Source organism: Plantibacter sp. MPB07, assembly GCF_046619465.1.
In the GTDB taxonomy this organism is placed as follows: domain Bacteria; phylum Actinomycetota; class Actinomycetes; order Actinomycetales; family Microbacteriaceae; genus Plantibacter; species Plantibacter auratus.
Genome location: NZ_CP177043.1, coordinates 4,000,511 through 4,014,309 on the forward strand (window position 1 = coordinate 4,000,511; position 13,799 = coordinate 4,014,309).

A 13,799-nucleotide genomic window follows, 5' to 3' on the forward strand; every position below is an offset into this window, starting at 1 on the left:
GAGGGCAGCGGAGACCACAGCGGCATCAGCGCCAGTGGTACTCGAGCTGACCCTTCGACGAGCTCAGGGACCGGGCGCGGCCGTCCGCGGCTCAGCCGACCCGCTTGCGTCGTCGGGTGATGAGGATGGCGGCACCGACGGCGAGCAGCATCGAGGACGGCAGGGCGATCGCGAGCGGGAGGCCGAAGGGGACGTCGAGCAGGGCCGCGACGGCGAGGGCGACGGCGAACCCGAGGCCGACTCCGGCGCCGGTCATCGCACTCATGATGACGGGGTCGATCAGCGCGGGGCGGGCGGTGGATGTCGTCGAGGAGGTCATGCTCCGAGCCTAGGAACCACCCGCTCAGCCGACATCCGTCGGCTGACTGATCCGTCATCGAGACGGTCTCCGCCGAGCGGGGGAGGTCGGCGCGGCATCAGCGCCAGCGGTACTCGAGTTCCGGGCGGCCGGGGGAGCCGTACCGGGGCGACCGCTCCACCGCGCCTGTCTCGGCGAGGTACTCGAGGTAACGCCTGGCCGTCACCCGTGACAGGGACCCGGCGGCTGCCGCTTCGCTCGCGGAGAGCGGTCCGGTGGCCTGCCGGAGGAGGTCCGAGACCAGACGCAGGGTGTCCTCCGAGAGTCCCTTCGCCAACTGCGGGCGGGAGGACGGCGCTCGCAGCGTGGCGAGGGTGAGGTCCACCTCGTGTTGGCTCGCGACCGAGCCCTCCGCCGACATCGTGTGCCGGAAGGAGCGATACGCCTCCAGCTTGTCGGCGAACGCGGGGAACGCGAACGGTTTGATGAGGTACTGGACGATGCCCGCCGAGACCGCCGCTCGGACGATCCGGAGATCACGGGCCGCGGTGATGGCGATGACGTCGACGTCGATACCCGCCGTCCGGATGCGTCGGCAGAGCTCGAGACCGTGCGCGTCCGGCAGGTTGAGGTCGAGCAGGACGAGGTCGATCCGGTCGTCGGGGGAGCGGTGGGCCGCAGCTGCCCGCAGCGCCTGCATCGCGGTGGCCGCATCGCCCGCCACGGCGGCGAGTTCGAAGCCCTCGACGCGGCGCAGGTAGGACGCGTGGGCCTGCTGGGTGATCGGTTCGTCCTCGACGACCAGGACCCGGATGCGCTCGCTCATGTGCCTGCCTCGTCCCGGACGCCGACCGCGGCCGGCAGCGTCACGACGAACGCCGAGGAGGGCTCGCGGACGACCTCGACCGTGCCGCCGAGCCGTGTCACCGCCTGCTGGACCAGCGCGAGACCGAACCCCCGGCCGTATCGGCCGGGCTCCTTCGTCGACCAGCCGCGTACGAACGCGAGGTCGAGCGCCTCCGGGGGCAGGCCCGGTCCGCTGTCGGTCACCTGGATCACGAGCTCCGTCGTCTCGGCGTCGCCGGACCGCCCGGCGCCGAGGTCGTCCGGCAGCCCCTGCCCGAGGTAGACCTCCACCCAGGGGCGATCGCCGGACGCCGCGTCGATCGCGTTGTCGATGAGGTTGCCGAGGATGGTGACGATCACGGCCGGGTCGACGCGCACGCGTCCGAGCGCGGGGTCGCTCTCGAGGTGCAGCTCGACCCCCTGCTCGGACGCCTGCGCCGTCTTGCCGAGTAGCAGCGCCGAGATCACCGGCTCCTGTTCCGCCGCGAGCACGCGGTCGGTCAACCGCTGACTCGCTCCGAGTCCCTGCGCCGCGAGGTCGAGCGCCTCCTCCCGCCGGTCGAGCTCGATGAGCGAGACGATCGTGTGCAGCCGGTTCGCGAACTCGTGGGTCTGCGAGCGCAGGGCGTCGCTCATCGTGCGCATCGACGCCAGCTCGCCGCTCAGGTGTTCGATCTCGGTGTGGTCGCGCAGCGTCATCACCCACCCACGCGGGTGCGGGCCTGCCGTCTCGCCCGGACCGACCGCCGACTCCTGGTTCACGACGAGCACGTGGTCGCGTGTGAGGTGGATCTCGTCGACGGCCTGGCGTCCGCTCGCGAGGAGCTCGCGCAGGCCGGCGTCGATCGGCAGCTCGTCGACCGGCGCCGCTCCCGGGGAACACTCGCCGAGGGGCAGCCCGAGCAGTTCGGACGCCTGGTCGTTGACGAGCACGAGACGGCGGTGGCGGTCCACGAGGACGAGCCCCTCCCGCACCGAGTGGAGCACCGACTCGTAGTAGTCGAACATCCTGGCGAGGTCCTCCGGTCCGCGCGACCCGGTGACCCGTGCGAGGTAGCGGCGGAGCGTCCAGGAGCCGATCGCGCCGATGACGAGCACGAGCAGAGTCGTTCCGAGCAACCACGGCACCCGGGTCTCGAAGGTCTCGGACACGTTGCTGACCGTGACGCCTGCGGCGACGAGGGCGACGACCTCGCCGGCGTCGTCACGGATGGGTGCGACGGCGCGGACGGAGGGGCCGAGCGTGCCCGTGTACGTCTCGGTGAAGGTCCGTCCCTCGAGCGCCGGTCCGATCGTGCCGATGAACGGCTTGCCGATCTGGTCGCGCTCGCGGTGCGTGTACCGGGTGCGATCCGGAGCCATGATCGTCACGAAGTCGACACCGGTGTCGCGCATGAGTGCCTCGGCGTAGGGCTGGAGCGCGTCGGACGGGCGATCCGAGCCGAGCTGCGCGACGACGTAGGGGTTGTCCGCGACGCCGTTCGCGACGTCGAGGCACTTCGCGACCGCGCGGTCCTCGGTCTCGGTGCGGGCCTGGAACCACAGCAGGACTCCGGCGACGAGCGTCATCGCGACGACCGCGACGAGCTGCACGAGGAAGAGCCGCGAGGCGATGCTCCTGGACCGACCGGCCATCGCGTCACCTCCGTCTGCTCCGTCGCGTCGACCCCTCAAGTATCGGGGGTGACGCCGGCCCCAGGCGTCGCCGACCGCGACCAGTACGACCACAAGCGGTCACTACGACCACAACCCGGTCGATCCGCCGGTGTGGTCGCAGCATGGGTCGATCGACCACCCGCTGCCGCACTGACGCGGCCGACGAAACGGATCCGGAATGGCAATGACGCTCTCCTCCCTGAAACGGCTGGACAAGACCCACTACCTCTACCTCGCGGTGATCCTCGCAGTGCTCGCCGGCATCGTCGTCGGTCTCGCCGCGCCGGAGTTCGCGAAAGGACTCAAACCCATCGGCGACGCCTTCGTGGCGCTGATCAAGATGATGATCGCCCCGGTCATCTTCTGCACCATCGTGATCGGCGTCGGGTCGATCGCGAAGGCCGCGACCGTCGGCAAGGTCGGCGGGCTCGCGCTGCTGTACTTCATCGCGATGTCGACCTTCGCCCTCGCGATCGGCCTCGTCGTCGGCAACCTCATCCAGCCGGGCGCCGGCTTGAACCTCGCCGAGACGAGCTACCAGGTGGAGGGGGAGGCCAAGAGCACGACCGAGTTCATCCTCGGCATCATCCCCACGACGCTCGTGTCCTCGCTGACCGGCGGCAACATCCTGCAGGTCCTCTTCGTCGCCCTGCTCGTCGGATTCGGCCTGCAGAAGATGGGGACGACGGGAGAACCGATCCTGCGCGGCATCAAGCTCATCCAGGCGCTCGTGTTCCGGGTGCTCGCGATGATCATGTGGATTGCGCCCATCGGTGCCTTCGGTGCGATCGCCGCCGTGACCGGGTCCGCCGGTGCGAGCGCGCTCGTCGGGCTCGCCACGCTCATGATCGCGTTCTACATCACCTGCGCGTTGTTCATCGTCGTCGTGCTCGGCGGGGTCCTGCGCCTCGCCACGGGCTTCAACATCTTCAAGCTCATGAAGTACCTCGGCCGCGAGTACCTCCTCATCGTCGGCACCTCCTCCTCCGAGGCCGCGCTGCCGCGACTCATCGCGAAGATGGAGCACCTCGGTGTCTCCAAGCCGGTCGTCGGCATCACCGTCCCGACGGGCTACTCCTTCAACCTCGACGGCACCGCGATCTACCTCACCATGGCGTCGATCTTCATCGCCGACGTCATGGGCGTCCCGATGAACCTCGGGGAGCAGATCTCGCTCCTCGTGTTCATGATCATCGCGTCGAAGGGCGCCGCGGGCGTCACGGGCGCCGGTCTCGCGACCCTGGCCGGCGGCCTGCAGGCCAACCGACCCGACCTCGTCGACGGGGTCGGCCTCATCGTCGGCATCGACCGCTTCATGTCGGAGGCGCGTGCGCTCACGAACTTCACCGGCAACGCGGTCGCCACGATCATCATCGGCACGTGGGTGAAGGAGGTCGACCGGGTGCAGGTCGGCGAGGTCCTCTCCGGTCGCTCGCGGTTCGACGAGGCGACGATGAGCGTCGACGACCACACGGGCGCGGTGGCGGTGGCGAAGCCCTGACGGATCGGCCCTTCGACAGACTCAGGGACCGGACATCCGGTCCCTGAGTCTGTCCCTCCCGGTCCCTGAGCCTGTCGAAGGGTGGCTTCAGTTGGCCGGGGAGTCGACGATCGGCTTCGAGGGCGGGGTGTCGCCCTCGAGCACAGCCTCGTCCACGGCGGTGGTCGAGTGTTCCGTCCGCGGAGCGATCCGGAACAACGGGATCGTGTAGCCGCAGATCGGGCCGATGAGCACGGCGAAGACCACCGTTCCGATGCCGACGTTCCCGCCGAGCAGCCATCCGATGCCGAGGACCACGAGCTCCACACCCGTGCGCCCGACCCAGATCGGCCACCCAGTGACGCGGTGGATGCCGGTCATGAGGCCGTCTCGCGGGCCGGGGCCGAAGTTGCCGCCGATGTAGAGGCCCGAGGCGACGCCGAGGAGGAGCAGTCCGCCTGCGAACAGCAGGATGCGCGCCCACAGGTCGAGGTCCGCGGGGATGACCGCCAGCCCGATGTCGGCCGAGGGCCCCACGAGGAGGACGTTCAGGACCGTGCCGACACCCGGCCGCTGCTTGAGCGGGATCCAGGCGAGGAGCACGAGCCCGCCGACGATGATCGTGATGAGTCCGAAGCTCAGGCCGGTCCGCAGGTTGAGTCCCTGGGTGAGGACGTCCCATGGGGCGACGCCGACCGCACCGCGCACGATCATCGCGATGGCGATGCCGTACAGGAAGAGGCCGATGAGGAGTTGGAGCACACGACGGGTCATGGTGGACAATCCAATTGCACGATTGGCTTTGGCGCTAGAGGCCAATCTGGGTATCGTGGTTCAATGGCTTCCATCACCCTGAGTGCCCGATCGCTCGCCGCCCTGCTCGGGCAGTGGAAGACCGCTGCGCCCGCATACCGCGGTCTCGCCGACCGCATCCGACTCCTCGTCCTCGACGGACGCATCCCGGTCGGCACCCGTCTGCCGGCCGAGCGGGAACTGGCCGATCGGCTCGCGCTGAGCCGCACCACGGTCACCGCGGCGTACCGCGAACTGCGCGAGGCCGGCTACCTCCGCAGCATCCGCGGTTCGGGCAGCGTCACCCTCCTGCCGTCGGCGCCCACTGCGCTGGCTCCCGTGCCACAGGGCGGGTTCCTCGACTTCAGCAAGGCGGCCGTCCCGCCGTGCCCCGAGATCATCGACGCCGTGGCCACCGCCGCCGCAGAACTGCCGCGGTACATGCACGACTTCGACTACGACCTCGTCGGCATGCCCGAGCTGCGGCAGGCCATCGCCGACCGCTACACCGCGCGCGGGCTGCCCACCGACCCCGACGAGATCATGGTCACCGTGGGGGCCCAACACGCGATCGCCCTCATCGCGCGCACCCTGCTCAGCCGAGGTGACCGCGTCCTCGTCGAGATGCCGAGCTATCCCCACGCCTACGAGGCGCTCCGGGCGGCCGGGGCCAGGCTCGGCGCCGCGACCGTCTCCTCGGAGACCGGCTGGGACGTCCGCGAACTCGAGCAGTGGTTCGAGCGCACGAGCCCCACGATGGCGTACCTCATGCCGGACTTCCACAACCCGACCGGGGCGTCGATGCCGCTCGAGACCCGGCGACGGGTCGCCGCAGCCGCCGAGCGGCACGGGACGGTGCTCGTGATCGACGAGACCACGGCCGAGCTCGACATCGACCGGCCGACGGACCAGGGCCTCGACGGCACCCCGTTCGCCGCACTCCAGGGCGCGCCGGCGTCGATCATCACGATCGGCTCGGTGGGCAAGACGATCTGGGGAGGCCTCCGCATCGGGTGGATCCGGGCCGAGCGCGGCACGATCAGGAAGCTCGTCTCGGCACGCTCGCTGGGCGACCTCGGCACGCCGATCCTCGACCAGCTGACCGTCCAGCAGTTGATGCCGGCGATGGACGGCATCGTCGCCCGGCGCGGTGTCGCGCTCGGCGAGACCCGCGACCGGCTCGTCGACCTCCTGGCCGACCGCCTTCCCGAGTGGACCGTGCCGCGGGTCGACGGTGGGATCGCCACCTGGGTGAACCTCGGCGAGGCCGCGTCATCGCAGCTCTCGCTCGCGGCTCGCAGCCACGGGCTCGTGATCGTCGCCGGGCCACGGTTCGGGATCGACGGGGCGTTCGAGCGCTACCTTCGCATCCCGATCAGCTATCCGTGGGCCCAGACCGAGCAGGCGGTCGAGCTGCTGACGCAGACCTGGCACTCCGCGATGTTCGGGCACGTGCCGGCTCTGGACTACCTCGAAGACGTCGTCTGACCTCGTCGCCGACGAGCGTGACACCGCTCCACACGCAGTGCTTGTGCGTGCCGTGTCCAGCCTCCGCGCGAGACCGCCGTCGGACGGGTGTGCGGTGACATAATTACAGCGTCCGCACCTCTCGCAACAACCGAAAGCGGCTCCGTGCACCTGCTCTCCGTCCTCAGCATGAAGAACCGCGCGTTGATCGCGCTCGTCACCATCGTGGCCGCCGTGTTCGGCGTCCTGGCGGTGGGCGGCCTCAAGCAGGAGCTCATCCCGTCGGTCCAGTTCCCGCAGCTCGCGATCATCACGAGCTACCCGGGTGCGGCACCCGAGGTCGTCAACGACGACGTCTCGACCCCGATCGAGACCGCGATCCAGGGCGTGCCCGGTATCGAGTCCACCTCGGCGACGTCGAGCACGAACTCGAGCCTCATCAGCGCGACCTTCACCTACGGCACGGACCTCGCCACCGCCGAGCAGAAGATCACCCAGGCGATCAACCGCATCAAGTCGACCCTGCCCGACACCGTCGACCCGCAGGTGGTCAGCGGCAGCATCGACGACCTCCCGGTCATCCAGATCGCCGTGTCGGGCGCGGCCGACCAGGACTCCCTGGCCGAGGTGCTCTCGAGCTCCGTGGTCCCCGACATCAAGGACGTCGACGGCGTCCGCGACGCGGCGATCGTCGGCGAGGTGGGCAAGCGGGTCACGATCACCCCCGACGACGCCAAACTGGCCCTCGCGGGGCAGACCAGCCGGGTCATCGGGACGACGCTGCAGCAGAACGGCTCCCTGCAGCCTGCGGGCGACATCACCGAAGGCGACAAGACGTTCTCCGTGCAGACGGGCACGAAGCTCACCTCGGTCGACGACATCGCCGCACTGCCGATCACGGGCGCCCTCGCCGCCGACGGCTCCGTCCTGACCATCGGCGACGTCGCGACGGTCGCCCTGAGCGACGACCCGATCACGTCGATCTCGCGCGTCGACGGCGAGCCGGCGCTCACCATCGCCGTCACGAAGCTGCCCGCGGCGAACACCGTCGAGGTCTCGCAGGGTGTGCGCGACATCCTTCCTGAGCTGGAGCGCACCATCGGGTCCGACGCCAAGCTCACCGTCGTCTTCGATCAGGCGCCCTACATCGAGCAGTCCATCGAGGCCCTGACGACGGAAGGCCTGCTCGGCCTCGTCTTCGCGGTGCTGATCATCCTCGTGTTCCTCCTCGACGTCCGGGCCACGCTGGTGACGGCGATCTCCATCCCGACGTCCGTGCTCATCACCTTCATCGGTCTCCAGGTCGCCGAGTACTCGCTCAACATCCTCACGCTGGGCGCGCTGACGATCGCCATCGGGCGCGTGGTCGACGACTCGATCGTGGTCATCGAGAACATCAAGCGACACCTCTCGTTCGGCGACAACCGCACGGGTGCACAGCGCGCCGGGTCGATCCTGAGCGCCGTCCAGGAGGTCGCGGGCGCGATCACCGCCTCGACCATCACCACGGTGGCCGTGTTCCTGCCCATCGCGTTCGTCGGCGACGTCACCGGAGAACTCTTCCGACCCTTCGCCCTCACCGTCACGATCGCGCTGCTCGCGTCGCTCCTCGTCGCGCTCACCATCGTGCCCGTGCTCGCCTACTGGTTCCTCCGCGCCCCGAAGGCCCAGCGCCTCGCAGCCGCAGCCGCAGCGGAGGAAGCGCCCTCCGACGCGACGAGCGGACCGGTCCGGAGCCGACGCGAGCGCCGGGTCAGCGTGCAGGACGAAGACGACCTCGAGAAGCCGTCACGGCTCCAGAAGGCCTACCTCCCGATCATCCACTGGACCCTCAAGCACTCGGTCACCACCCTGCTGCTCTCGGTGCTCGTGCTCGTCGGCACCTTCGCGCTGACGCCGTTCATGAAGACCAACTTCCTCGGTGACTCCGGCCAGAACACCCTCACGGTCACGCAGACCCTGCCGGTCGGCACGAGCCTCGACGCCCAGGACGCGGCGGCGAAGCAGGTCGAGACAAAGCTGCGCGACATCGACGGCATCGACACCGTCCAGCTCTCGATCGGGTCGAGCGGAAGCTCGTTGCGCGACGCGTTCTCGGGCGGCGGTGGCGGAGCCATCACCTACTCGATCACGACGAGCGAAGACGCCGACCAGACGGCACTCCAGAAGACGGTCCGGAAGGACCTGTCCGGGCTCGACGACGTCGGCGAGATCGAGGTCGCCGCGTCCGCGGGCTTCGGCGGGTCGAGCGACATCGAGATCGACATCACCTCCGCACGGCAGAGCGATCTCGCGGAGGCCGCCGACGCGATCCAGCAGGCCGTCACCGGTCTCGACGGCATCGACCAGGTCACGAGCAACCTCAGCGAATCGCGGCCCTACGTCCAGGTGGCCGTCAACCGCGACGCCGCCGCCGCAGCAGGGTTCAGCGAGGTCGCGCTCGGTGCGTACGTCTCGCAGCTCATGCAGCCGACGACGGTGGGCTCCATCGTCATCGACGACACCACGCTCACCATCTACGTCGACGCCCAGGACCCGCCGACCACCGTCGACGCCCTCGCGGCGACGGAGGTCCCGACGGCCACCGGCCCGAGACGCCTCGACACCCTCGCGACGGTCTCGCAGGTCGACGGACCCGCGACGATCTCGACCGTCAAGGGGCTGCGCTCAGCCACGATCAGCGCGACTCCGGGCAGCGACAACCTCGGTACCGCCAGCGCCGAGGTGCAGACGGCGATCGACGACGTCAAGCTGCCCGCCGGCACCACGGCGACCCTCGGGGGTGTCACGGCATCGCAGAGCGACGCGTTCGGACAGCTGGGTCTCGCGCTCCTCGCCGCGATCCTCATCGTCTACGTCATCATGGTCGCGACCTTCCGTTCGCTGCGGCAGCCGCTCCTGCTGCTGGTGTCGGTACCGTTCGCCGCGACCGGCGCGATCGGGCTCCAGATCATCACCGGCGTGCCGCTCGGCGTACCGTCGCTCATCGGCGTGCTGATGCTCATCGGTATCGTCGTGACGAACGCGATCGTGCTGGTCGACCTCGTGAACCAGTACCGGCGCCGCGGCATGACGGTGATCGAGGCCGTCGAGCACGGTGCCGCACGCCGGCTCCGTCCGATCCTCATGACGGCGCTCGCGACGATCTTCGCCCTCACCCCGATGGCACTCGGCATCACCGGACACGGTGGTTTCATCTCGCAGCCGCTCGCGATCGTCGTCATCGGCGGGCTCGTCTCCTCGACCATCCTGACGCTCGTCGTGCTCCCCACCCTCTACAACCTCGTCGAGGGGTTCCGCGAACGTCGCGAGCAGCGGCGGGCTGCAGCCGAGCCGAAGCCGACGGCGCGCACGGTCGCCGCGATCGAGGGGCCGCGGGCCGCGACTGTCCCCGCGGAGGAGCCGGTCCTCGTCGGCGCCGGTGGCGGAAGCGCTGCAACCGCGCCGAGCGTGCCTAACGCATCCGTTCCGTCGGCCTCGGCGGATGTGGCTCCGGTGGACGCGGCTCCAGATGGCGCCACTCCCGCTGACGCGGAACCGGCGGAGGAGGCCCCGATCGATTCGGTTGCTGCCGACGCCGATCCTGCCGATGCGGCTCCCACGGACTCGGATGCGGCACTCGAGCCGCAGATCGCTGCGCCGAGTGAGCCGGCGGTGGATCGACCGATGACGCGGCCCGCCGCGCACGAGGTGCACGAAGCCCACGAGGTGCACGGGGCGCATGTGGCGACGGGTGACGAGCTGCCGCGCACCGAAGCGATCACCCTTCCCGACGCCGTCTCCGAAGGCCCTGCGGACGAGGTCGCTCATTCCGGCGAGCACGCAGCCCCTGCGGTGCAGCCTGAGCCGGAAGTGACGGCTGAGCCGGTCGCCGAGCCCGAGCCGATCCTGGAGACGGAGCCGGCCGGAGAGGCTGAGGCGGCGGAGAAGTCCGAGCTCCCTGCTGACTCCAGCCCGACGAGCGACACCCAGCCGACGCCTGACGCTGAGCCGAAGCCCGATGCCGACCCGGCACCCGGGACTGAGCCGTCTTCGGGCACCGAACGGCCGAAGCGCCGCCGCGCGCAGTGGCCGTGATCGACCACCTCCCGCTCGGTCGATGAGCTGAGGTTCGAGCCCCTCGACACGAAGCCCTCGGGAACGCCGTCACCGGCGCCCGAGGGCTTCGTCGTGTGACGCCCGACTCAGCGGAGATCGCCGACCGCGCCGGTGACCGCCCGCACGACCTCGCCCGACTGCACCAGCGCGGTGACCGCCTCGATCTCGGGGGAGAGGAACCGGTCGGGTCCGGGACCCGTGACCTGCTCACGCACCCGGCGGAGCACCGCCCCGGTGCCGACGGCCGGCTCGAGCGGGCTGCGCAGGTCGAGGCCACGGGCCGCCGTCATGACCTCGATCGCCAGCACGCGGCCGAGACCGTCGATCGCCCGACGGAGCTTCCGCGCCGCCGCCCAGCCCATCGAGACGTGGTCCTCCTGCATCGCGGAGGACGGGATCGAGTCGACGGACGCCGGGTGCGCCAGCCGTTTCAGTTCACTCACGATGCCGGCCGCCGTGTACTGGGCGATCATGAGGCCCGAGTCGACACCCACCTCGTGCGCGAGGAACGGTGGGAGGCCGTTGCTCCGGCTCCGATCCAGGAAGCGGTCGGTGCGGCGCTCCGACATGGATGCGACATCGGCGACGGCGATCGCGAGGAAGTCGAGCACGTAGGCGACCGGGGCGCCGTGGAAGTTCCCGTTCGACTCGACCCGCCCGTCCGGCGTGAGCACCGGGTTGTCGACGGCACTCGCGAGCTCCCGCTCGGCGACCATCGCGGCGTGGTCGACGGTGTCCCTGGCTGCACCGTGCACCTGCGGGGCGCAGCGCAGTGAGTAGGCGTCCTGCACCCGGGTGCACTCGGGGCCCCGGTGGCTCGCGACGATCGGGGAGCCCTCGAGCAGCAACCGCAGGTTCGCGGCGCTCTCGGCCTGACCCGCCTGCGGGCGCAGGGTCTGCAGGTCTGCGGCGAACACCGCGTCCGTGCCGAGCAGGCCCTCGACGCTCATCGCCGCGGCGACGTCGGCTGTGCGCAAGAGCATCCGCAGGTCGTCCACGGCGAGCGCGAGCATCCCCAGCATGCCGTCGGTGCCGTTGATGAGGGCGAGCCCCTCCTTCTCGGCGAGCTGTACCGGCTTGAGGCCAGCGTCCGCGAGCGCCTCCGCAGCGGAGCGCGTGCGCCCGGACGCATCGGTCACCTCGCCCTCGCCCATCACCGCCAGCGCGCAGTGCGCGAGGGGTGCGAGGTCGCCGGAGCAGCCGAGCGACCCGTACTCGCGCACGACCGGGGTGATGTCGGCGTTCAGCATCGCCGCGTAGGCGCGGACCGTCTCCATCCGCACCCCGGTGCGGCCCGTCATGAGCGTCGAGAGGCGCAGCGTCATGAGAGAACGCACGACCTCCCGCTCGACGACCTCGCCGCTGCCTGCGGCGTGCGAGCGGACGAGGCTCGCCTGCAACTGCGCGCGGCGCGCCGGCTCGATGAACGTGGTCGCGAGCGCACCGAACCCGGTCGAGATCCCGTAGTGGGGCTCGGGGTCGGAGGCGAGCGCCTCGATGATCCGACGGGATGCGGCGACACCGTCGAGGGCCGCGCCATCGAGGTCGATCCGCGCGCCGTGTCGGGCGACGGCGACGACCTCGTCGATCGACAGCGGCCCTGCGCCGAGGGAGACCGAGGTCGGGCCGGCAGGTTGGGGATACGAGCGACCGGAGGTCGTCGGGTCGCTGGTGGTCGGGGTCGCGCCGGGCTGGATGTCCATGTTCCGATGGAACACCCGGACGCCGACCGCGGCGGTGCGCGTAGAGTCGTCCGTGTCTGGGATCACAGACATGGACGACCAGGCGGCCGCGTCCGAGCCGCGGAGACGAGGTCAACGGTGAGTCAGGTCCCGGCAGCCGACGCCACCCTGCGCGTGCTGAGCCATCTCGCCGGTGCCCGCGGCCCGCTTCCGGCCGCGGCCATCGCCTCGGCACTCGACCTGCCGAGATCGACGGTCTACCACCTCCTCAGCGTGCTGCAGGAGCACGGCTTCGTGGTCCACCTGCCCGAAGCCCGTCGCTACGGGCTCGGGGTCGCCGCCTTCGAACTCTCCGGTGGGTACGCGCGCCAGGAGCCGCTCAGCATGCTCGGGCGCCCGTTGCTCGCCGAGCTGGTCGACCGGGTGGGTGAGAGCGCGCATCTCGCCGTGCTGCACGGCCGGGACGTGCTCTACATCGTGGATGAGCGGGCACCGCGTCGGCCGCACCTCGTCACCGACGTCGGTGTGCGCCTCCCGGCTCACCTGACCGCCAGCGGCTGCGCGATCCTCGCCGCGCTCCCGGCCGGCCAGCTGCGCGCCCTGTTCCCCGACCAGGCGGCGTTCGTCGACCGCACCGGCCACGGGCCGAAGCGGTACCGCGAACTCCGCCAGGTCCTCGCCCAGACGACGCAGGACGGGTATGCGCGCGAGGCGGGCGGGGTGACGCTCGGCCTCGCGAGTGTCGGGGTGGTCGTCCGGGACCACACGGGCTGGCCGGCGGCGGCGATCGCGGTCACCTACGACGCCGATGCCGGGCTCGACCCGGCGTGGTTGGCCCGCGAGATCCACCCGGCGGCGGCCGAGCTGTCGCGGCGGATCCGGGGTCGCTGAGCGCTCGGCGGAGCGGGCGGGCGGAGCGTGCGGGCGGCTCCGGAACCGTGGTCAGGCGACCGAGCGCAGGATGAGCTCGAGCAGTGCGGTCGCATACGCGTCGGGCGCCGTCGCGGCGCTGAACCGTCGCAATTCGCCGCCGAGCTCGACCACGACGGTGTACGCCTCGGCGTCGCCGAGCGACAGGAGGACGTCGAGTTCGTCGTCGAGGGTCGGCTCACCGTCGGTCGGTGCAGCGGGGGAGACCGCGCGTTCGAGCGACCGGAACGAGCCGCGCAGCAGAGCGCGCAGCTGGTGCTCCGACGGCAGCCAGAGCGTCTCCTCCTGGTCGACGGAGTCCAACGCCCACTCGGTCGTGCCGTTGAAGCCGAAGCTGCGGCCACCCGGGTGCTCGTGCACCTCGACGGTCATCTCGCTCACCGTGAACACGTCGCCGGCGAGCTCGCCGCCATCGATGGTGAAGCGGTCGCCGGGTTCGGGGGTCCAGCGCAGGCCGGCGGTGCGGAGCGCTCGGGCGAGGTCAGCGGAGATCATCAGTCCAGTATCGCCGACCACCGTGCGATGCGGCTGGCAACCCCTCGATTCGGAC

Annotated in this window: 10 protein-coding genes; 4 read left to right on the plus strand and 6 right to left on the minus strand. The window is 70.5% G+C overall.

Annotated elements, in window-relative coordinates:
• Positions 1 to 91: 91 nt before the first annotated feature.
• From ACLIME_RS18740 to ACLIME_RS18750, 3 genes are all read right to left on the minus strand, one after another.
• Positions 92 to 319 (minus strand): hypothetical protein, encoded by a 228-nt coding sequence (locus ACLIME_RS18740; RefSeq protein ID WP_124768682.1) that lies wholly within the window; start codon positions 317 to 319, stop codon positions 92 to 94.
• Positions 320 to 416: 97 nt separating this feature from the next.
• Positions 417 to 1,124 (minus strand): response regulator, encoded by a 708-nt coding sequence (locus tag ACLIME_RS18745; protein ID WP_411557890.1) that lies wholly within the window; start codon positions 1,122 to 1,124, stop codon positions 417 to 419.
• Positions 1,121 to 2,779 (minus strand): ATP-binding protein, encoded by a 1,659-nt coding sequence (locus tag ACLIME_RS18750; protein ID WP_411557891.1) that lies wholly within the window; start codon positions 2,777 to 2,779, stop codon positions 1,121 to 1,123. The genes ACLIME_RS18745 and ACLIME_RS18750 overlap by 4 nt, the downstream gene beginning before the upstream one ends.
• Before the next feature lie 199 nt (positions 2,780 to 2,978).
• Here ACLIME_RS18750 and ACLIME_RS18755 point away from each other — a divergent pair, with 199 nt between their 5' ends.
• Positions 2,979 to 4,301: a cation:dicarboxylate symporter family transporter gene (locus tag ACLIME_RS18755; protein WP_411557892.1), complete on the plus strand. Its 1,323-nt coding sequence runs from the start codon at positions 2,979 to 2,981 to the stop codon at positions 4,299 to 4,301.
• An 87-nt stretch (positions 4,302 to 4,388) separates the two neighbouring features.
• Here the strand turns inward: ACLIME_RS18755 and ACLIME_RS18760 are convergent, their stop codons facing one another.
• Positions 4,389 to 5,054, minus strand: a complete 666-nt coding sequence (locus ACLIME_RS18760; protein ID WP_411557893.1) for a YczE/YyaS/YitT family protein — start codon at positions 5,052 to 5,054, stop codon at positions 4,389 to 4,391.
• A gap of 63 nt (positions 5,055 to 5,117) precedes the next feature.
• Here ACLIME_RS18760 and ACLIME_RS18765 point away from each other — a divergent pair, with 63 nt between their 5' ends.
• Positions 5,118 to 6,560 (plus strand): PLP-dependent aminotransferase family protein, encoded by a 1,443-nt coding sequence (locus ACLIME_RS18765; RefSeq protein WP_411557894.1) that lies wholly within the window; start codon positions 5,118 to 5,120, stop codon positions 6,558 to 6,560.
• Positions 6,561 to 6,704: 144 nt separating this feature from the next.
• Positions 6,705 to 10,616, plus strand: a complete 3,912-nt coding sequence (locus tag ACLIME_RS18770) for an efflux RND transporter permease subunit (protein WP_411557895.1) — start codon at positions 6,705 to 6,707, stop codon at positions 10,614 to 10,616.
• Between the two features lie 107 nt (positions 10,617 to 10,723).
• Here ACLIME_RS18770 and hutH read toward each other — a convergent pair whose 3' ends face one another.
• Positions 10,724 to 12,340, minus strand: coding sequence for a histidine ammonia-lyase (hutH, locus tag ACLIME_RS18775; RefSeq protein WP_411557896.1), 1,617 nt, complete (start codon positions 12,338 to 12,340; stop codon positions 10,724 to 10,726).
• 117 nt (positions 12,341 to 12,457) lie between these two features.
• Between hutH and ACLIME_RS18780 the strand changes: the two genes are divergently transcribed.
• Positions 12,458 to 13,210 (plus strand): IclR family transcriptional regulator, encoded by a 753-nt coding sequence (locus ACLIME_RS18780; RefSeq protein WP_079705092.1) that lies wholly within the window; start codon positions 12,458 to 12,460, stop codon positions 13,208 to 13,210.
• Between the two features lie 51 nt (positions 13,211 to 13,261).
• Here ACLIME_RS18780 and ACLIME_RS18785 read toward each other — a convergent pair whose 3' ends face one another.
• Complete coding sequence (locus tag ACLIME_RS18785) at positions 13,262 to 13,744, minus strand: hypothetical protein (RefSeq protein ID WP_064294230.1); 483 nt, start codon at positions 13,742 to 13,744, stop codon at positions 13,262 to 13,264.
• Positions 13,745 to 13,799: the final 55 nt, after the last annotated feature.

Bases quoted from the DNA above. Each gene is read 5' to 3' on its own strand.
- ACLIME_RS18740 (WP_124768682.1), bottom strand. From the start codon at position 319: ATGACCTCCTCGACGACATCCACCGCCCGCCCCGCGCTGATCGACCCC.
- ACLIME_RS18745 (WP_411557890.1), bottom strand. From the start codon at position 1,124: ATGAGCGAGCGCATCCGGGTCCTGGTCGTCGAGGACGAACCGATCACC.
- ACLIME_RS18750 (WP_411557891.1), bottom strand. From the start codon at position 2,779: ATGGCCGGTCGGTCCAGGAGCATCGCCTCGCGGCTCTTCCTCGTGCAG.
- ACLIME_RS18755 (WP_411557892.1), top strand. From the start codon at position 2,979: ATGGCAATGACGCTCTCCTCCCTGAAACGGCTGGACAAGACCCACTAC.
- ACLIME_RS18760 (WP_411557893.1), bottom strand. From the start codon at position 5,054: ATGACCCGTCGTGTGCTCCAACTCCTCATCGGCCTCTTCCTGTACGGC.
- ACLIME_RS18765 (WP_411557894.1), top strand. From the start codon at position 5,118: ATGGCTTCCATCACCCTGAGTGCCCGATCGCTCGCCGCCCTGCTCGGG.
- hutH (WP_411557896.1), bottom strand. From the start codon at position 12,340: ATGGACATCCAGCCCGGCGCGACCCCGACCACCAGCGACCCGACGACC.
- ACLIME_RS18785 (WP_064294230.1), bottom strand. From the start codon at position 13,744: ATGATCTCCGCTGACCTCGCCCGAGCGCTCCGCACCGCCGGCCTGCGC.